This is a genomic window from Flavobacterium sp. (assembly GCF_044369455.1).
Lineage (GTDB): Bacteria > Bacteroidota > Bacteroidia > Flavobacteriales > Flavobacteriaceae > Flavobacterium.
Window position 1 is genome coordinate 274,841 of record NZ_JBIPLW010000002.1, and the last position, 18,452, is coordinate 293,292.

Here is an 18,452-nt window from a genome sequence, read left to right on the forward strand (position 1 = left end):
GTCAGAGTTATGAACTCTGACTGGGTTAAAGGATGATGAAAAAACAAACCAACATATTATCTACCAAAAAACTTTTGCCAAATCAAAAGCAACTTTTGTTAGATGCCAATATTCAGCTCATAGAAGAAGATTTTATAAAAACTACATTTCTCTCCCCTCCTTTGGTGGGGTTGGGGGAGGCACTTATTTTCACTAGTCAAAACGCGGTAGAAAGTATTTTACAGCATCCAAAATGTGAGGATTTAAAAAGTAAAAATGTCTTTTCAGTGGGAATGAAAACCAAAGATTTATTAACCGAAAACGGGTTTAATGTTATTGCTTATACAGGTTATGCTTCCGACTTGGCAGAGATCATTTCATTGATTTATAGCAAAGAGAGTTATACCTTTTTCTGCGGAAATTTACGCCGTGATATTTTGCCAAATACATTAAAAGAAAACGGAATAACATTCAACGAAATAGAAGTTTATGAAACCAACATCACTTCCAAAAAAATAATAAATAAATTAGACGGAATACTATTTTTCAGTCCATCAGCAGTAGAAAGTTATTTGAAAATGAATACTATAAAAGATGAAATGTGCTTTTGTATAGGTGAAACTACAGGAGAATCATTAGAAAATAAAAAAATAAAAAACATCATAATTGCAGATAAACCATCGGTAGAAAATGTAATTGCAGAAGTACTAGAATATTATTAAAAACAGTTTGATTTTGAGGATAAACAACCTTAAACTTTTAAACTTTAAACTTTTAAACAATGTTAAAAAACGACCTATTTCTTCGCGCCTTAAATAACGAAACCGTTGAACGTCCACCAGTTTGGATGATGCGTCAAGCTGGAAGATATTTGCCAGAATTCAGAGCATTGCGCGATAAATATGATTTTTTTACACGATGTGAAACCCCAGAATTAGCAGCTGAGATTACCGTTCAACCCATCAGAATTGTAAAACCTGATGCAGCCATTTTATTCTCTGATATTTTGGTAGTGCCAAGAGCGATGGGAATTCATGTGGAATTGAAAGACAATTTGGGACCCATAATACCCAATCCAATCCGTACTATGGAAGATGTGAATAAAACCTTTGTTCCCGATGTTCATGAAACCTTAGGATACGTTTTTGATGCCATCAAATTGACTAAAGAAATGCTAAACGATGAGGTGCCATTAATTGGTTTTGCAGGTTCACCATGGACGATTTTTTGTTATGCTGTGGAAGGAAAAGGTTCTAAAAGTTTTGATACTGCAAAAGGATTTTGTTTTTCCAATCCAGTGGCAGCGCATACATTATTACAAAAAATCACCGACACTACTATTTTATATTTAAAAGAAAAAGTAAAAGCGGGTTGCAATGCCATTCAAATTTTTGATTCTTGGGGCGGCATGTTATCACCAGTTGATTACAATGAATTTTCATGGCCATACATCAACCAAATCGTTGAAGCTTTAGCCGAACATACCAAAGTAATTGTATTCGGAAAAGGATGTTGGTTTGCTTTAGGCGATATGGCAAAAAGTAAAGCATCAGCACTTGGTGTTGACTGGACTTGTTCTCCAAGAAACGCCCGTTATTTATCAGGTGGAAGAATTACATTACAAGGAAATTTTGACCCAAGCCGTTTGCTTTCTCCAATTCCAACTATCAAAAAAATGGTACACCAAATGATAGACGAATTTGGGAAAGACAATTATATCGTAAACCTTGGACATGGTATTTTGCCAAATATTCCTGTAGATCATGCCAAAGCTTTTGTTGAAGCGGTGAAGGAGTACAAATAAAGTACAAAGATTAAAGTATTAAGTACAAAGACAAAAGTCCTGCAAGATTTTCAAAACCTAATAGGACAAAAATAAAAATGAGTAAACAATCTTTCATAATCAACCCATTAATTGAAAGCGACACCAATCAATTGCATCAATTTATTGTTGACAATTCTGAACGGTTAAAAAAATATTTTCCAGTAACACTCTCAAGCAATATAACACTTGAGAAAACATTGGAATATATTGCAATTAAAAATAAAGAAGTAGTAGAAAAAACCAACTTTACCTTTGCCATTCGAAATGAAAATAACCATCAAATTGTGGGGTTAATAATTCTTAAAAAAATCGATTGGGATAAAAATCAGGGAGAGTTTGCCTATTGTATGGATTTAGAATTTGAAGGAAAAGGGTTGACCTCGTTTGCAGTAAAAGAAATGGTTAAATTTGCTTTTGAAGAATTGAAATTAGAAACGCTTCAAATTATTTCACATAAAACCAATTATGGAAGTATTAAAGTCGCCAAAAATAATGGTTTTGTTTGGCAAAAAACATTACCAAAAGAATTCACTCCAACCAATGAAATAGCATTAGATATGGAATTATATGAATTATACAATGAAAGATAAATTCTACCAATACATACTAAACCTCCAAAACCAAATCACTACCAAACTTGAAGAAGTTGATGGCGTGGCCAAATTCCGTGAAGACATTTGGGAAAGACCCGAAGGTGGAGGTGGAAGAACACGCGTTATTGAAAACGGACAAGTTTTTGAAAAAGGCGGTGTAAACATTTCAGCGGTTCATGGAAAATTACCTGATTCTATGCAAAAAATGTTCAATGTGGGTGAAGCTGATTTTTTTGCCTGTGGATTGAGTTTGGTAATTCATCCGAGAAACCCGATGGTTCCCACGGTTCATGCCAATTGGCGCTATTTTGAAATGCATGATGATGATGGAAACATAATCAATTCTTGGTTCGGTGGCGGACAAGATCTGACACCTTATTATTTATTTGAAGAAGATGCAAAACATTTTCACCAAACCTGTAAAATAGCTTGCGACAAACATAATCCGGAATTTTATCCAAAATATAAAAAGCAATGCGACAGTTATTTCTGGAATGCTCACCGAAATGAAGCCCGTGGCATAGGCGGGCTGTTTTTTGATTATTGCAAAGACACAAGCGATAGCGAATTGGCGAAGCAAACGGAAAAAAAAATGTCTATGGAAGATTGGTACAATTTAGTAACCGAAGTTGGCAACAGTTTTCTCGAAGCTTATGTTCCCATTGTGGAAAAAAGAAAAAATTTAGAATACACATCCGCACAACGTACGTGGCAAGAAATCCGTCGTGGACGTTATGTCGAATTCAATTTGGTTCATGATAAAGGCACATTATTTGGACTAAAAACAAACGGAAGAATTGAAAGCATTTTGATGAGTCTGCCACCACATGTACAATGGGTTTACGACCATCATCCGGAACTAGAGAGTGAAGAAGAAAAGTTAATAAAAGTATTAATGAATCCGGTAGAATGGGTGTAACAAAACCTAATATAATTGTTTTTTTTACGGTCATTAGTGCTTGGTCACAAAATGATACCATCAAGTCTGCCCATTTCAAAACCTACGACGAAACGATTACCTCAAGTTTATATTATTTAGACACTTCAAACAGTTTCGAAATCATTTATAACGCAAACAACACCACAAATTATCTCAATTTCGAGCCTAATAAAAGAGCCCAAATCGGAGCCAATGTAAGCTATAAATTGATTGATATCAGTTATGGTTTTTCGCCTTCCTTATTTGCCGAAAATCGTGATAATAGCGGTTCCAAACACTTTACCATAAGCACCCGATTCTATCTGAAAAAATGGATGCAATCCCTAACATTCATTAATCAAACCGGATTTTACATCAGCGATGGTGTTACCGAAACTGCTTTTCCAAAAATGCGAACCACAAAGATAGGAGGAACCACTTCGTATATCTTTAACGATAAGTTTTCGTTCAAGACATTGGCCAATCAAAAGGAATGGCAAACGAAAAGCGCTGGAAGTTTTATCCCAAATTTTTCTTTGTATTATACGAATATTGATTTGAATAGTCCAACGGCGGGTACTCACAGCGACATTTTCATCATTTCACTCGCGCCTTCTTATTTTTACAATTTAGTAATTCACGAAAAACTATTGCTGTCAGCAGGATTGTCTGTCGGATTTGGCTTGAATAGTGTTGACGGTGATGTTTACGCTATTGCAGAAGTGAGTTCTAATTTCAAAATTGGTTACAATACCGATACCTTCTTTACATTTGTAAACTATAATTTTTCAAAATTTAACCAAAATACTAACACGCAGATTCGGTTGAATGACGAAATGAATACGCTTAAATTTACACTGGGATATCGCTTCAAAGCACCCAAAAAACTTACACAGCTTTACGATAAAGCAAACAAGAAAATAGGAATTTAACACATAAAAATATGTTTCCATTAAGAAGAAACCGCAGATTAAGAACTAATGAAAGCATTCGTTCATTAGTTCGCGAAACCATTTTATCTCCAAATGATTTCATTGTGCCACTTTTCATTGTAGAAGGCAAAGGCATTCGAGAAGAAATTCCTTCCATGCAAAACTACTTCCGTTTGAGTTTAGATACTCTTGAAAAAGAAATCAAAGAATTGCAAAAATTAGGGTTGAAATCGGTTTTATTATTTGTAAAAGTTCCAGATAGTCTCAAGGATAACGCAGGAAAAGAAGCGCTAAATCCAAACGGTTTGATGCAACGTGCCATCAAAACGGTAAAAAACAGTGCTCCCGAAATGATTGTAATGACCGATGTGGCTCTCGACCCCTATTCTATTTATGGTCACGATGGAATTATTGAAAACCTTCCGGCAGGCAGGCAAGGCAGACAAATAGTCAATGATGCAACAGCATTGATATTAGCAGAAATGAGTGTTTCTCATGCACAAGCTGGAGCCGATTTTGTAGCACCAAGCGATATGATGGACGGTAGAATTTTGGAAATCAGAGAGGCATTGGAAGACGAAGGATTTATCAATACAGGAATTTTGGCATATTCGGCTAAATATGCTTCGGCACACTATGGCCCGTTTCGCGATGCGTTAGATTCAGCTCCAGTTGATTTGGAGAATATTCCAAAAGATAAAAAAACCTATCAAATGGATTATCACAATCGGCTTGAAGCCATTCGTGAAACTCGAATGGATATAGAAGAAGGTGCCGATATTGTGATGGTAAAACCAGGAATTGCCTATCTTGATATTGTTCGGGAAATCAAAAACATGTCAGAAGTTCCAGTAGCTGTCTATCAAGTTTCGGGAGAATATTGCATGATAAAAGCCGCTTCCGAAAAGGGATGGATTGATCACGACGCCGTAATGATGGAACAAGTTACCGCTATAAAACGTGCTGGCGCGGATTTAATTGCCAGTTATTTTGCCAAAGATGTAGTGAAACTAATATCATAAAACATGAATAAAAGTATCATCCTTATTGCATTTTTTCTTTTAATTTCTTGTAATAATAAAGATGAAAAAACACAAATTTCAGTAGATAAAACTGCGACAAAGATTTCGGGAAAAGAACTTTTTGAAGGCGAAGGCAATTGTATAGCATGTCATCAACCAGAGCAAAAAATAATTGGTCCTAGTATACAGGAAATAGCTACTATTTATAAGGATAAAAATGCTAGTATCGTTTCATTTCTTAGAGAAGAGAGTGAACCAATCGTTGATCCAAGCCAATACGAAATCATGAAGACTAATTTTGCCATAACTAAAAGTATGAGTGACGAGGAATTAAAAGCGTTGGAGGATTATTTTTTTAGCTTTCCAAAATAAATAGTAGTGAACTTCGTGCCTTCTTAGTGTTCTTTGGGTTAAATTTTTTAACTTTATCTAATGGAAACAGCCTTCGTAGAATCACCACTCGGAATCACCAAAATTATTGGTGATGAGAACGGTATTTCGGCAATTTCTATTTTAAGCGAAGGAGATGTTTCAAAAAAAATCCCAAAGCAACTTCAAGAATGCGTTTCCCAACTTTTGGAATATTTTGAAGGGAAACGAAATCATTTCAATTTTAAACGTAATCAACAAGGCACCGAATTTCAGCAGAAAGTGTGGCAAGAATTATTGAACATTCCTTACGGGAAAACCATATCTTATCTAGATTTGTCTAAGAAATTAGGGGATGTAAAAGCCATTCGCGCCGTAGCCTCTGCCAATGGTAGAAACCCACTTTGAATTGTCATTCCTTGTCGTCGTGTTATTGGTTCTGATGGTTCGTTAACAGGATATGCCAGAGGTTTGTGGCGTAAAAAATGGTTATTGGAACACGAAAGCCCATCTAAGTAGCAGTCATTATTTTAAACTTTTTCTTTCGTATTCGAATTAGATTATTTAATTTTAGTCGGTAAATTCCTAAATTTAATATTATGATAGAAAAGATTAACCTTAATAATATTCTTTTTTTTGACATTGAAACTGTTCCCGAAACGGAAAATTTTAATGAATTAGATATGGATATGAAAGAACTTTGGGAGTATAAAACACAATACCAAAGACGTGATGAATTTACGCCCGAAGATTTTTATGAACGCGCTGGAATTTGGGCCGAGTTCGGAAAAATTGTTTGTATTTCGGTCGGATATTTTGTCAATAAAGGCGATCTTAGAAATTTTAGAGTGACTTCTTTTTTTGGAGACGAGAAAAAGATTTTAAAGGATTTTTCTAATTTGTTAGATACTCATTTTAACCAAGCACCACATGTATTATGCGGACACAATGCTAAGGAATTTGATATTCCGTTTGTAGCCCGCCGAATGATTATTAACCAAATTACTATTCCAAACAAACTGAATTTATTTGGAAAGAAACCATGGGAAATTCCACATTTAGACACGTTAGAATTATGGAAATTTGGCGATTACAAGCATTTTACATCTTTAAAATTATTAACTAAAATTCTCGGAATTCCATCTCCAAAAGGCGATATAGACGGTAGTCAGGTTGCTCATGTTTTTTATGTAGACAAAGACATTGACAGAATAGTAATCTACTGTGAAAAAGACGTTATTGCCGTTGCGCAAATCTTTTTAAGACTACGTAGAGAGGATTTACTAGTAGAAGACGAAATAATTCATGTATAAAAAAAAGCCCTGAATTTTCAGGGCTTGTAATTTGATTTTAATTTCTTTTTAGAATAATCTTTTTAGTAACAGAAGCTTCTTCGTTTTCTATATTAACTAAATAAATTCCGTCTTGAAGGTTATTTATTTCAAAAGAGGTACTGAATTGGTTGGTTTCTTTTGAAAGTATTTGTCTTCCTTGTAGGTCGAATAATTTTATAGTTGCAGTTTCCGTTAAAGAAGGGATAGAAACATTTACGATTCCTTTTGTTGGATTTGGATACACACTACTATTCATAATTGGATTTGTTCCAACAGACAATGCATTTTGAACACTACAAATAGTAATACTGAAACTATTAATAGTTCCTCCATCTTCATTATTAAAATCAAAAACTCTTAATACCCATTCACCATCTGCCGGTAAAGTATTTAAAGAACTCAAGGAATCAACAGGAACTATAGTCCCTGAAACAGCAGGATTTCCGGCACAAGCTGGAGTTCCTCCATCATCATCCATAATACAATTGATGTTTTGGAAATCACCACAAGGGATATCTAATAAAATTATACTTGGACTTCCAATAGATGCCGGTCCTTCTAATGTAACTCTGATATCTCCAATCCAAGTGTGTGTAATGTCCATATTTACATTTAAATCACCTATGGTATACCCACCTGTAACTGTAACTGGAACAAATGCTTCAGAATTTGGAACGGTTGCAATAGCATTGTTTGAAAAATCAGTAGCTGTGAAAGTATTGTTACAAGCTAATGTTCCGGTGGCAAATGAATAAACAACAGCATTTGAAGCTTCTCCATTTCCGCAGAAATTAGAAGGAACTATTCTCCAATAATATCGAGTAGATTGACTTAATCCAATCAATGTGTATTGATTTTCAGAGGTTAATTGATTAGTTATGAATGATGAAAATTCTGGATTTAATGATACCTGTACCGTATAGTTTTGAGCATTTAATTGACTAGCCCAATTCAATTGGGTTGTTGTTGATAAAGCTTGTTGTCCGTTTGTTGGACTTTGCAAAGCAACTTGTTGGAAATTTCCATTATATACTCTTAATGATTTGTATCTAGTTTCTGTATCAGTACTACTTGTCCCTTTTATACCAACAAAATATTCATTAGGTATAACATTGGACAAACCAGAAATAGTCATTGTAACAACTCCATTACTGCTTAAAGAAGTTGGAGAGAAGGAAGCTGAAGCACCTAAAGGCAAATCTACTGCAGAGAACGTTGTAGTTCCACTGCTAGTTGGAGCTTGAGTATAATTAAAAGTATACACTGCGTTTTGATTTGAACAAATGGTTAAATTATCTGAATTTGAATTAATCGCAAATGCAGAACTAAGCCCAGTAACTACTAAAGAATATTTTTGACTACCAGTAACAAGAGCTCTCTTATTTGTTACAGTGATTGTATATTGACCAGCAGGTGGATTGTCAATTTTAATTAGTTCGATGTTATCTACGGCATTATCACCTGTTCTTACCGCCGGACTTGTAAGATCTTGATTTAATCTCCACGGATAATAGGTAGTCCCATTACGTGTGATTCTAATGTCTAAATCGTTTACTAAAACGGGAGTTGGATTATTAGCTCCTTCATTACCACTATACGGTGCTCCAGGAAGATCTGTCCAACTAATAGAAGCAGTAAGAGGAGAAGTTCCATTAGAATTTACATTCATTGTAAATGTTTGACCTGAATTTAAATTTTCTTCTGAAATCCAGGAGGTTAGTCCGTTGTTTGTAATTGTTTCAGCAGCTACTTTAGCATTCAATAATCCCCAACCAAATATTGGATCAGGACCAATTTGTCCAGCATCATCAGCCGTATGACAAGCCATGCCTTTAAGGGTTGCGGCACGCATAAAACCATTAGTTAAATTTTTATAGTGTTGTTGAAGTAATATTAATGTTCCAGCTACATTTGGAGAAGACATTGAAGTTCCCGAAGCACTTCCTGTAGCTGTATTACTAACATTACTAGTGGAAGTCAAACCTGTTCCGTTTCCTGTAATATCAGGTTTAATTCTTAAATCATCAGTTGGTCCTTGACTACTTGATGAATTAATAAGAATATTTGATAATACTACTGTACCATTTGTTGCTGTTGTAACATCTTGACAATTAGCAACAATTAAAGGGTTTTTAGCAGTTTTATTGGATGTAAGTTTATCATATCCAAAACTAATTGGTTCTGGGTTATTATTATTTTGACCATCATTTCCAGCAGACATTACAGGTAGAAAATAGGGTGCATTATAAGTAATATCATCCCATGCAGCCGCATCAGAAGAATAGCCGCCTATAAACCACGAGGGAACTGTAGTGCCATTATTTGTTATAGGAACTCCATAAGAATGATTTGAAATAAGCATACCGCCTACAGCTTCAGAAATTGCTTCAGATTCGTCATCTATCCAATTGAAAGTTCGTGCATTGGCTTGATACGCCATTCCTTTGATGTTTGCAGGATTGGCACTAGCAATCATGGTTCCTGTCACATGAGTAGCATGGAAAATATTTGCTGGATTAGAAGCATCATCACCAATCGTTACCCTTCCGCCAAATGCATTGTGAGTAGTTCTAACATTGCCACCGTCCCAAACTCTTACGGTCATCCCTTGACCATTTAAATTTAATCCAAGAGATCCATTTGTATTTAAGTGATTAGTTCTAGTAGATTTTGCCGCATCTACATTAGTAGTAGCGTAGTAAATCGGCAATCCCTCTGGAGAAAGTTTCATTAACTCAGATATGCCTCCATCGTCTTTAACCGTATAAATTGGCCAGTTTTTAGCTTTAGCAACAGCGATGGCTTTTTCTTTTTCTTCTCTAGCTTTTTTTCTATAATAAACTTCTTTTTCTTTTAGCTTAGAAATATTGTATTCAGCCGTTATTTTTTGGATATCCTCTTTTGATTGTCCAACAATAGAACCGCAAACAAAAAGAACCGCAAAAAACAATAAGTTTTTCTTTTTCATGATGTGATGTAAATGTGCTTTATTTAAATAAAAGGTAACAAATATATAAACACTAAATTAATTTATTGATTTTATTAACAAATATTCACAGAAATTTACATATTGTTTAGTATATGATAAAACAAAAAATAAAATTGACTTTAAATTTTTCTGTCAAAATTGATTAAATGCTATATTTACAAAAAAACAAGGTATGGTTTTAAGTAGATTTTGGCTGGCTATTTTTGTTTCTTCAATAGCATTTGTAATCTTCAGTTTATGTATAGGTAGCAGTTATACTATTGATAATGTATTGAATGGAAAAAAAGACGATCCCATTTTAATTTCAGAAAAATATTTAGAACAAGTACCCAAATTTGTCATGGATAGCATCAAAAGGGCGCCTGAACAAACCATGATTATTAATAGAGATACACTCAATGCTGACACAACCTATATTTATAAAAATAAAACTGTAAAAATATATAGTGGTGTTCAAAAATCGGATGGATTATTACCAACATGCAAAAACACATTACTTGATTTGATTTTGCCACTTATGGCCTATTTGGCCTTTTTCTGCGGCTTAATGGAATTATTAATCATTTCGGGAGCATCTGATAAATTAGCAAAACTATTGAGTCCAGTATTTGTAAAAGTGTTTCCAAGTATTCCTAAAAATCATCCATCAATTTCCTATATGACATTGAATTTTTCAGCAAATTTCTTGGGATTGGATTCAGCGGCCACTCCATTTGGACTAAAGGCAATGCAGAGTTTACAGGAAATAAACCCTGATAAGGACAAGGCAAGTGATGCGCAAATCATGTTTATGTGTTTGCATGCTTCGGGACTCACTTTAATAGCAACTTCAATCATTGGTTATCGAGCCGCTGCAGGTGCTGAAAATCCAGCTGATGTGATGTTGCCTTGTATTATTACCTCTTTTATTGGTACTATTGCAGCTTTTTTGATAGTTGGAGTGAAACAAAAAATTAATTTCAAGAGCGCCTCATTAGTTGTAGGGTTGATGGTTTTAATTGCTGCGATTGTAGGACTATTGTTCTACGTCAACCACTTAGATTTAATAGGCAAAAACTATTTTACTACGAATCTATCAGCTTTAATATTAGTAGGGATTATTATTTTTACTTTAATTTTTTCATTTAGTAAAGAGAAGAAATTTACAGAGGCCAATACTACAGTTTATGAAGCCTTTGTGACTGGTGCCAATAATGGAGTAAAAACCGGCGTTACTATTTTTCCCTATGTTTTAGGGATGTTAGTGGCAATTTCCTTGTTCCGCAACAGTGGTTTGTTTGAAATTATTAGCAATTGGATTGCTTTTGCTTTCTCTAATATGGGAGTGAGTAAAGAAATCACCGATGCTTTGCCAGTTGCCTTGCTAAGACCTTTTAGTTCTGCTGGTTCAAGAGGGTTTTTGATTGATTCGATGAATACTTTTGGTGCCGACTCTATGACGGGAAGATTAAGTAGTATTTTTCAATGTAGCGCCGAAAGCACTTTTTATGTGATTGCGGTTTATTTTGGCTCCGTTAATATAAAAAACACTCGATACGCTTTAGGAACGATGCTTTTGGTTGATGTGATTTGTGTGATTACTGCGATTTTTGTGGCGAGTTGGTTTTTTTAAACTTCTCCTGCAAGGTTTTTAAAACCTTGTAGGTATAAATAGAAAGTGATGAAACTTGAAATTTTAGAAAAAGAGAATTTCTATCATATTTACAACAGAGGTATAAATAGTGATAACATTTTTCTGTCGGATGAAAATAAAGCATATTTTTTAAAATTACTTTCTAAATATTTGAGTGAGAAAATAGATGTTTACGCTTATTGCTTAATGGACAATCATTTTCATATTGTATTAAAAATTATCGAAGAAGAAAGAATTGTTACTCAATCTTTTTCTAATTTTTTTAATGCTTATGCAAAAGCATTTAATAAACAAAATCAAAGAACTGGAAGTTTGTTTGAAAAACATTTTAAAAGAATTAAAATACAAGATGATAACTATTTAAGAAATATAATTCAATATGTTCATCTAAACCCAAAACATCATTTGAATATAAACTATAAAACCTATAAATATTCTTCTTTTCAAGCAATGATTTCTATAAGCGAAACAAAATTAGCTAGGGGTGAAGTACTTTCATATTTTGATGGTATTGATAATTTTATTTATTGTCATGATTTTATAAACGAAATTTTATCTGAAAAATTTATATTTGAATAGGTGGTTTCTAATCCTTCAAGGTCTTTTTTGACCTTGTAGGTATTCCCAAACTAATATACCTACAAGGTTTTTGAAACCTTGCAGGAAAACAAACGAAAACTTTCAACTTTCCTTACTTTACACTTAAAATAAAAATAATTTATTCAAAATATGTCGATTACTGAAAGCTTTTTCGATTTTTACAACCATGTCAAAACCAGTTTAGCCGATGGCACTTTTGCTAAATTAACCATGGCAAAAACTATAGGAAATACTGATTTGATGAATATTTATGTTCGCCCGATTGTGGAAGAAGGCATTTTAAAACTAGAACTCAAATACAAATTCCAACAAGAAGAACAAATTGAAATTCATACTATTGATAATACTCAAAATGTTTTGGTGAATTATATCAATAATCCGTTTATGTCAGCGATTTTATTCACCACAGATTTTGATTTGACTTATAAATTGAATAAAAAACGAGCAGTCAGCATCACGGAAACAGTAAATACTTTTGGGAATGCATCAGAAGTTTTATTGGAGTATCTTAATCGATAACCATTTCTGGAATTTCTCCTTCAATAATTAAATCGGCTTCGGTGGAAGTAATAATGTGTGCTACAGAAACGCCAGGGGCACGTTCTAAAAGTTTAAATCCATTTGGAGTAATTTCCATCACGGCTAATTCGGTCACTACTTTTTTGACACAGCCAACGCCAGTTAATGGCAAGCTGCATTTCTTCAAAATTTTACTTTCGCCCGCTTTGTTGACATGCATCATGGCAACGATAATATTTTCGGCTGATGCTACTAAATCCATAGCGCCACCCATTCCTTTGACCATTTTGCCGGGGATTTTCCAGTTGGCAATATCGCCGTTTTCGGAAACTTCCATGGCACCAAGAATGGTTAAATCCACTTTTTGACTGCGTATCATTCCAAAACTAAAAGCTGAATCAAAAAAACTCGCTCCTGGCAAAGTGGTAATGGTTTGTTTTCCTGCGTTAATAATATCGGCATCTTCTTCGCCTTCAAAAGGGAATGGTCCCATGCCAAGCACACCATTTTCTGATTGAAATTCTACTGAAATATCAGTGCGGACATAGTTGGCTACCAATGTTGGAATTCCAATTCCAAGATTAACATAATAACCGTCTCGTACTTCTTGAGCTATTCGCTTTGCAATTTCTTCTTTTCCTAGCATAAGAATATTTTTTAAACCATTAAGAAATTAAGTTTCATTAAGATTTTTTAATGACTGAATACTAACCTACCCGCCGGCAGGCAGGAAATTGATTACTGAACACTTTTCTTTCTAACCGTTCGTTGCTCAATTCTCTTTTCAAATTTTTCACCTTTGAAAATGCGTTGCACCATAATTCCCGGAATATGAACTTGATTGGGGTCGAGTGAACCAACTGGCAGTAGTTCTTCTACTTCGGCAATGGTAATTTTTGCAGCGCCAGCCATACAAGCATTAAAATTTCGGGCAGTTCCTTTGAAAATAAGGTTTCCAGCTTCGTCGCCTTTCCATGCTTTTACTATCGAGAAATCGGCTTTGTAGGCCAATTCCATAATGTGCATTTTGCCGTTAAATTCACGCGATTCTTTTCCTTCGGCGACTTCGGTTCCGTAACCAGCTGGAGTGAAAAAAGCAGGAATTCCGGCTTGTGCAGCGCGGCATTTTTCGGCCAAAGTTCCTTGTGGTGTTAGTTCTACATCCAATTCCCCCGAAAGCATTTGGCGTTCGAATTCGGCATTCTCTCCCACATAGGAAGAAATCATTTTTTTGATTTGTCTTTTCTGTAAAAGCAATCCAAGTCCAAAATCATCAACTCCTGCATTATTTGAAATACACGTCAGATTGGTAGTTTCTTTTTTTACTAATTCGGCTATGCTATTTTCGGGAATACCGCAAAGGCCAAAGCCGCCAAGCATGATGGTCATGTTGTTTTCAATGCCTTGTAATGCTTCTTGAACGGAATTTACTTTTTTGTTAATCATAGTTATTTTTTTAGACTCTCGTCTTTTGGACGAGACAGGAATAAGCTTCTGAAATAAATTCAGAATAAATCCTAAATTTTACAATCCAAATTCATCGGTATTTTGTTCTTCTTCGATAGGAATTGCAGTTGAGTCAGGAATGGTATCTCTTTTTCGTTCGTAACAATCAACTTTAATAGAAAGATTATCAGGTCTTTGAAATGGCTCTTTGGATATCAGCAAATCTTTATCTTCATAGCATTTTTTCATCATATATCCCCAAATGGGTAAAGCTGCCGTTGCGCCCTGACCATACGTAATTCCTTTGAAACGGGCAGAACGATCTTCGCAACCCACCCAAACTCCGGTGACTAAATTGGGCACCATTCCGATGAACCAACCATCGGATTGATTTTGAGAAGTTCCTGTTTTTCCTGCAATAGGATTGGTAAACATATACGGATAACCAGTCCAACGAGTGTCGCCACTTCCGCCACCTTGTGTACGCAGACGAACACCAGAGCCACTTTCGGTTACGCCTTCGAGAAGTTTAATTACAGCATAAGCAATATCCTTGTTTAAAACATCATGGGAATCTGGAACGGGTTCGTATAAAACAACACCATTTTTGTCTTCAATTCTACTGATGAACTGTGGTTTGATATAGACACCTTGATTGGCAAAAGTACTGTAGGCCGCGACCATATCTTCTACGGTAATTTCAACGGCACCTAAGGCAATTGATGGTTGTGATGGAATGTCTGATTTTACGCCTAGTTTTTTTGTTAAAGAAGCAACCGCTTCTGGACCGGTTTTGTCAATTAGTTTTGCAGAAACTGTGTTGATAGACAGTGCCAAAGCTCTTTTTAAAGTCACCATTCCACGGTATTGGCGGTCCGAATTTTTGGGTTCCCAATCTTCGGTAACATTGTGTCTTCCTTTGTGTATCATAAAGGGACTGTCAATGATCGAATCACAAGGAGACATTCCTAATTGTTCGATGGCAGTGGCATATACAAAAGGTTTGAAAGTGGAACCTACTTGACGAGCACCTTGCCCTACGTGATCGTATTGGAAATACTTATAATCGATTCCGCCAACCCAAGCTTTGATATGACCCGTTTGCGGTTCCATTGACATTAGTCCGGCTTGTAGAAAATGTTTATAATATCTGATTGAATCCAATGGCGTCATCAATGTATCGATTTCTCCTTTCCAAGAGAAGATTTTCATTTTTGCTTTAACACTGAAAGAGGCAATGATTTCTTCTTCGGACTTATCCATGTCTTTCATCACACGCCAACGCTCAGATTGTTTCATGGCTTGGTTAATTATTCTATTGGTTTCATTGGTTGTGATGTTAACAAACGGAGCGTTTTTATTGTTTTTCTGTTCAGCGAAGAATTCCTGTTGTAGGTTTTTCATATGGGCTTGAACGGCTTCTTCAGCGTGTTCTTGAATTTTGGAATCGATAGTGGTATAAATTTTTAATCCATCGGTGTAGATGTCATAATCAGTTCCATCTGGTTTTTTATTTTCTTTAACCCAGTTTTTCATGTATTCGCGGAGGAATTCACGAAAATAAGTAGCAATTCCTTCTTTGTGCGTTTGTAACTTGAAATCGAGTTTAATTGGCAGCTGACTCAAGCTTTCTTTTTGAGATTCAGAAATTATTTTTGATTTCAACATCTGGGAAAGCACCACATTGCGTCTGTTTTTTACACCTTGTGGATTTCTAACCGGATTGTATAGCGAAGAGTTTTTGAACATTCCGACTAAAATAGCCGATTCGTCTATTGTTAAATCTTTAGGTTCTTTGGAGAAATATGTTTTGGAAGCCGAACGAATTCCGATGGCATAGTTATTAAAATCATATACATTAAAATACATAGCAATGATTTCATCTTTGGTATATTGGCGTTCTAACTTGATGGCAATAATCCATTCTTTTACTTTTTGAATCACACGAAACAGAAAGAATTTAGAACCTTCGCCATGAAACAATTGCTTGGCTAACTGCTGTGAAATGGTACTCGCGCCACCATTAGAACCTAATCTTAAAGCAGCACCTAAAGTTCTTTTTGCATCGATTCCAGAATGTTCGTAAAACCGTTCGTCTTCGGTAGCAATTAATGCTTTTACTAAATGTTGAGGTAAATCTTCATATTTGATTGGTGTTCTGTTTTCGTTGTAAAACTTACCAATAGTTACACCATCAGAAGAAATAACTTCGGTAGCCAAATTAGATTCCGGATTTTCTAAATCTTCAAAAGAAGGCATACTTCCAAAAAAGCCCCAATATGCCAAGGTGAAGAACAACGCCATTACACCTATACCATAAAAAAATAATTTCCAAAATTTCTTTTTGTAATAGTTGACGTCTTTGACAGAAGATGTTGTGTTATTATTTTTCGCCATAATTTTATTCTGTAGATTCTATTCTAAAACCAACATCTGTGATTCCATTAAGTGAAGTAACCCCTTCAATTTTACCGGTTTGTCTTGTTGCGTGTTTTATATGGATTTTATAAATTCCTTTTTGGGTAAAACTTGCTTTATCATTATAAAAAAGTTTATTTTCTTTAATATCCGAAAAGCCATCTCCAAGAAGTGAACCGTCGGGATTCGTCATTTGATATTCTAATGTGTCCACCTTTACCCGGTGGTTTGGATGTTCCAAAGAAACAATTAAAAACAAATTGTTGAACGGATAATCATCGTTATCTCTAATATTTACATATAAATTATAGGCTTTTTTGGGGTCTAATTTTGGCAATTCAAAAGTTACAATACTGTCTTTATGCCATGCATTTCCAACAGATTTGTATTGGTCAAAAGCGCTGCGTTTATCACAAGAAATAACCAAAAGAAGGATTAAAATAAGAAGGATGTTATTCTTTATTTTCATTCTTTTTTATAATTATAGGTTTTTTGTCTGCTGGTTTCTGGTTTTGAACTTGACCTTGACCTTGCTCTCTTTTTTGATTTTGCTTAGGTCCGTTTGGTTTCGCATCAATTGAATTCTGATTTGGCTTCGCCCTGTTGGCCTGCGGCTCTAGTGGACTAGAAACCTTGTTTTTATTTTTGTTTCTGTTCTTGTTTTTACTCTTTTTGGGTTGGTCAAAACGAGTTAAACTCTCTTGTCCCATGGCATTGTTAAAGTCTTTTTCAGGCTCAGCTATAGTCTCAATGGCAAAATCTTCTAAAGAACTAACTTTTTTGTTTTGTTTGTTCTCAGCCATTATTTCTTTGACTTGTTCAATATTTAACACATGCCAATTGGCAAAGTTTTCGGTATAAGCAAACCACATTAAACCTTTGAAAATATCTTGTTTTTGGCAAATCGCATCGCCTTTTTCGGTTTTTAATTTTGTTTCAAAATCAGGAAACCCTTTTAAAGCATCCATGTAAGTGTCTAACTCATAGTTCAAACAGCATTTTAGTTTACCACATTGTCCCGCTAATTTCTGCGGATTTAAGGACAGTTGTTGGTAACGTGCCGCTGAGGTATTCACACTTCTAAAATCAGTTAACCAAGTTGAACAACATAGCTCTCTTCCGCACGATCCTATTCCTCCAAGTCTTGATGCTTCTTGACGTAAGCCAACTTGTTTCATCTCAATTCTAGTATTGAAAACGCGAGAGTAATCTTTGATTAACAATCTAAAATCAACACGATCATTAGCGGTATAGTAGAACGTTACTTTTGAGCCATCGCCTTGAAATTCAATGTCGGAAATTTTCATTTCAAGCTTATGAATAATTGCCAATTCGCGCGCTTTGACTTTCATGGGTTCTTCTTTGTCTCGGGATTCACTCCAAACATCAATATCTCTTTGTGATGCTTTTCGGTATATTTTTGGAATTTCGTTGCTGGTATGATTTACCCCTTTTTTCTTCATTTGAATTTTTACCAGCTCACCAGTCAACGTGACAATTCCAACATCATGACCTGGTGATGCTTCGGTAGCGACAATATCTCCAATGCTTAAGGTGAGTTTTTCAGTATTGCGATAAAATTCTTTTCTTCCATTTTTAAAACGGATTTCGACACAGTCAAACGGCATTTCACCATTGGGCAAACTCATGTTGGCCAACCAATCAAAAACTGTTAATTTGTTGCAGCTATCGGTGCCGCAAGTCCCATTATTTTTGCATCCTTTAGGTGCGCCACCATCAGATGTTGAACAACTTTGACAAGCCATAATTATATAGGTAGTGTTGCAAAAAGCAACTTATAATTCATAAAATGATTAATTGGTAAAGATAGTATTTTAAAAAAATAAATTACAATAAAAAAATTCCAAATTCCA

Annotated in this window: 17 protein-coding genes and 1 pseudogene; 12 read left to right on the forward strand and 6 right to left on the reverse strand. The window is 35.0% G+C overall.

Annotated features, from left to right (window positions below; translation table 11 throughout):
- Positions 1–32: 32 nt before the first annotated feature.
- The 9 genes and pseudogenes from ACIQ2L_RS03390 to ACIQ2L_RS03430 all read left to right on the forward strand — a co-directional run bounded on the left by ACIQ2L_RS03390 (position 33) and on the right by ACIQ2L_RS03430 (position 6,952).
- Complete coding sequence (locus ACIQ2L_RS03390; protein WP_396156432.1) at positions 33–701, forward strand: uroporphyrinogen-III synthase; 669 nt, start codon at positions 33–35, stop codon at positions 699–701.
- A gap of 59 nt (positions 702–760) precedes the next feature.
- Positions 761–1,783 carry a uroporphyrinogen decarboxylase gene (gene hemE, locus ACIQ2L_RS03395; protein ID WP_396156434.1) on the forward strand — a complete coding sequence of 341 codons (1,023 nt, stop codon included), beginning with the start codon at positions 761–763 and terminating at the stop codon, positions 1,781–1,783.
- Positions 1,784–1,860: 77 nt separating this feature from the next.
- A complete protein-coding gene (locus ACIQ2L_RS03400) occupies positions 1,861–2,394 on the forward strand; it encodes a GNAT family N-acetyltransferase (protein ID WP_396156436.1) in 534 nt (177 codons plus the stop codon).
- The gene (hemF, locus tag ACIQ2L_RS03405) at positions 2,384–3,316 is read left to right on the forward strand and encodes an oxygen-dependent coproporphyrinogen oxidase (RefSeq protein ID WP_396156438.1); all 933 of its coding nucleotides are present in this window, start codon (positions 2,384–2,386) and stop codon (positions 3,314–3,316) included. Before ACIQ2L_RS03400 ends, hemF begins: the two co-directional genes overlap by 11 nt.
- A complete protein-coding gene (locus ACIQ2L_RS03410; protein WP_396156440.1) occupies positions 3,307–4,248 on the forward strand; it encodes a DUF4421 family protein in 942 nt (313 codons plus the stop codon). The genes hemF and ACIQ2L_RS03410 overlap by 10 nt, the downstream gene beginning before the upstream one ends.
- 11 nt (positions 4,249–4,259) lie before the next feature.
- Complete coding sequence (gene hemB / locus ACIQ2L_RS03415; RefSeq protein WP_396156442.1) at positions 4,260–5,270, forward strand: porphobilinogen synthase; 1,011 nt, start codon at positions 4,260–4,262, stop codon at positions 5,268–5,270.
- 3 nt (positions 5,271–5,273) lie between these two features.
- Positions 5,274–5,642 (forward strand): c-type cytochrome, encoded by a 369-nt coding sequence (locus ACIQ2L_RS03420; RefSeq protein WP_396156444.1) that lies wholly within the window; start codon positions 5,274–5,276, stop codon positions 5,640–5,642.
- Between the two features lie 60 nt (positions 5,643–5,702).
- A pseudogene (locus ACIQ2L_RS03425) lies at positions 5,703–6,158 on the forward strand (methylated-DNA--[protein]-cysteine S-methyltransferase).
- A gap of 80 nt (positions 6,159–6,238) precedes the next feature.
- Positions 6,239–6,952: a 3'-5' exonuclease gene (locus ACIQ2L_RS03430; RefSeq protein WP_396156446.1), complete on the forward strand. Its 714-nt coding sequence runs from the start codon at positions 6,239–6,241 to the stop codon at positions 6,950–6,952.
- 37 nt (positions 6,953–6,989) lie between these two features.
- On the opposite strand, the gene ACIQ2L_RS03435 is transcribed toward ACIQ2L_RS03430, so the two are convergent.
- Positions 6,990–9,941 (reverse strand): S8 family serine peptidase, encoded by a 2,952-nt coding sequence (locus tag ACIQ2L_RS03435; protein ID WP_396156448.1) that lies wholly within the window; start codon positions 9,939–9,941, stop codon positions 6,990–6,992.
- 193 nt (positions 9,942–10,134) lie between these two features.
- Between ACIQ2L_RS03435 and ACIQ2L_RS03440 the strand changes: the two genes are divergently transcribed.
- The 3 genes from ACIQ2L_RS03440 (at position 10,135) to ACIQ2L_RS03450 (ending at position 12,714) form a co-directional block, all read left to right on the forward strand.
- The gene (locus ACIQ2L_RS03440) at positions 10,135–11,574 is read left to right on the forward strand and encodes a nucleoside recognition domain-containing protein (protein ID WP_396156450.1); all 1,440 of its coding nucleotides are present in this window, start codon (positions 10,135–10,137) and stop codon (positions 11,572–11,574) included.
- Between the two features lie 48 nt (positions 11,575–11,622).
- A complete protein-coding gene (locus tag ACIQ2L_RS03445; protein ID WP_396156452.1) occupies positions 11,623–12,174 on the forward strand; it encodes a transposase in 552 nt (183 codons plus the stop codon).
- Between the two features lie 150 nt (positions 12,175–12,324).
- The gene (locus ACIQ2L_RS03450) at positions 12,325–12,714 is read left to right on the forward strand and encodes a hypothetical protein (protein ID WP_396156454.1); all 390 of its coding nucleotides are present in this window, start codon (positions 12,325–12,327) and stop codon (positions 12,712–12,714) included.
- On the opposite strand, the gene ACIQ2L_RS03455 is transcribed toward ACIQ2L_RS03450, so the two are convergent.
- The 5 genes from ACIQ2L_RS03455 to ACIQ2L_RS03475 all read right to left on the reverse strand — a co-directional run bounded on the left by ACIQ2L_RS03455 (position 12,704) and on the right by ACIQ2L_RS03475 (position 18,344).
- Positions 12,704–13,360, reverse strand: a complete 657-nt coding sequence (locus tag ACIQ2L_RS03455; RefSeq protein ID WP_396156455.1) for a 3-oxoacid CoA-transferase subunit B — start codon at positions 13,358–13,360, stop codon at positions 12,704–12,706. The two genes, ACIQ2L_RS03450 and ACIQ2L_RS03455, sit on opposite strands and share 11 nt — an antisense overlap.
- A gap of 92 nt (positions 13,361–13,452) precedes the next feature.
- Positions 13,453–14,160 (reverse strand): CoA transferase subunit A, encoded by a 708-nt coding sequence (locus tag ACIQ2L_RS03460; protein ID WP_396156457.1) that lies wholly within the window; start codon positions 14,158–14,160, stop codon positions 13,453–13,455.
- A 78-nt stretch (positions 14,161–14,238) separates the two neighbouring features.
- A complete protein-coding gene (locus tag ACIQ2L_RS03465; RefSeq protein ID WP_396156459.1) occupies positions 14,239–16,557 on the reverse strand; it encodes a penicillin-binding protein 1A in 2,319 nt (772 codons plus the stop codon).
- Positions 16,558–16,561: 4 nt separating this feature from the next.
- The gene (locus ACIQ2L_RS03470) at positions 16,562–17,047 is read right to left on the reverse strand and encodes a gliding motility lipoprotein GldH (protein ID WP_396156461.1); all 486 of its coding nucleotides are present in this window, start codon (positions 17,045–17,047) and stop codon (positions 16,562–16,564) included.
- Complete coding sequence (locus ACIQ2L_RS03475; protein ID WP_396156463.1) at positions 17,031–18,344, reverse strand: stage 0 sporulation family protein; 1,314 nt, start codon at positions 18,342–18,344, stop codon at positions 17,031–17,033. Before ACIQ2L_RS03475 ends, ACIQ2L_RS03470 begins: the two co-directional genes overlap by 17 nt.
- Between the last annotated feature and the right edge of the window lie 108 nt (positions 18,345–18,452).

What these genes read in the sequence shown, in the direction of transcription:
- ACIQ2L_RS03390 (WP_396156432.1), top strand. Translation starts at nt 33, where the DNA reads ATGATGAAAAAACAAACCAACATATTATCTACCAAAAAACTTTTGCCA.
- hemE (WP_396156434.1), top strand. Translation starts at nt 761, where the DNA reads ATGTTAAAAAACGACCTATTTCTTCGCGCCTTAAATAACGAAACCGTT.
- ACIQ2L_RS03400 (WP_396156436.1), top strand. Translation starts at nt 1,861, where the DNA reads ATGAGTAAACAATCTTTCATAATCAACCCATTAATTGAAAGCGACACC.
- hemF (WP_396156438.1), top strand. Translation starts at nt 2,384, where the DNA reads ATGAAAGATAAATTCTACCAATACATACTAAACCTCCAAAACCAAATC.
- ACIQ2L_RS03410 (WP_396156440.1), top strand. Translation starts at nt 3,307, where the DNA reads ATGGGTGTAACAAAACCTAATATAATTGTTTTTTTTACGGTCATTAGT.
- hemB (WP_396156442.1), top strand. Translation starts at nt 4,260, where the DNA reads ATGTTTCCATTAAGAAGAAACCGCAGATTAAGAACTAATGAAAGCATT.
- ACIQ2L_RS03420 (WP_396156444.1), top strand. Translation starts at nt 5,274, where the DNA reads ATGAATAAAAGTATCATCCTTATTGCATTTTTTCTTTTAATTTCTTGT.
- ACIQ2L_RS03430 (WP_396156446.1), top strand. Translation starts at nt 6,239, where the DNA reads ATGATAGAAAAGATTAACCTTAATAATATTCTTTTTTTTGACATTGAA.
- ACIQ2L_RS03435 (WP_396156448.1), bottom strand. Translation starts at nt 9,941, where the DNA reads ATGAAAAAGAAAAACTTATTGTTTTTTGCGGTTCTTTTTGTTTGCGGT.
- ACIQ2L_RS03440 (WP_396156450.1), top strand. Translation starts at nt 10,135, where the DNA reads ATGGTTTTAAGTAGATTTTGGCTGGCTATTTTTGTTTCTTCAATAGCA.
- ACIQ2L_RS03445 (WP_396156452.1), top strand. Translation starts at nt 11,623, where the DNA reads ATGAAACTTGAAATTTTAGAAAAAGAGAATTTCTATCATATTTACAAC.
- ACIQ2L_RS03450 (WP_396156454.1), top strand. Translation starts at nt 12,325, where the DNA reads ATGTCGATTACTGAAAGCTTTTTCGATTTTTACAACCATGTCAAAACC.
- ACIQ2L_RS03455 (WP_396156455.1), bottom strand. Translation starts at nt 13,360, where the DNA reads ATGCTAGGAAAAGAAGAAATTGCAAAGCGAATAGCTCAAGAAGTACGA.
- ACIQ2L_RS03460 (WP_396156457.1), bottom strand. Translation starts at nt 14,160, where the DNA reads ATGATTAACAAAAAAGTAAATTCCGTTCAAGAAGCATTACAAGGCATT.
- ACIQ2L_RS03465 (WP_396156459.1), bottom strand. Translation starts at nt 16,557, where the DNA reads ATGGCGAAAAATAATAACACAACATCTTCTGTCAAAGACGTCAACTAT.
- ACIQ2L_RS03470 (WP_396156461.1), bottom strand. Translation starts at nt 17,047, where the DNA reads ATGAAAATAAAGAATAACATCCTTCTTATTTTAATCCTTCTTTTGGTT.
- ACIQ2L_RS03475 (WP_396156463.1), bottom strand. Translation starts at nt 18,344, where the DNA reads ATGGCTTGTCAAAGTTGTTCAACATCTGATGGTGGCGCACCTAAAGGA.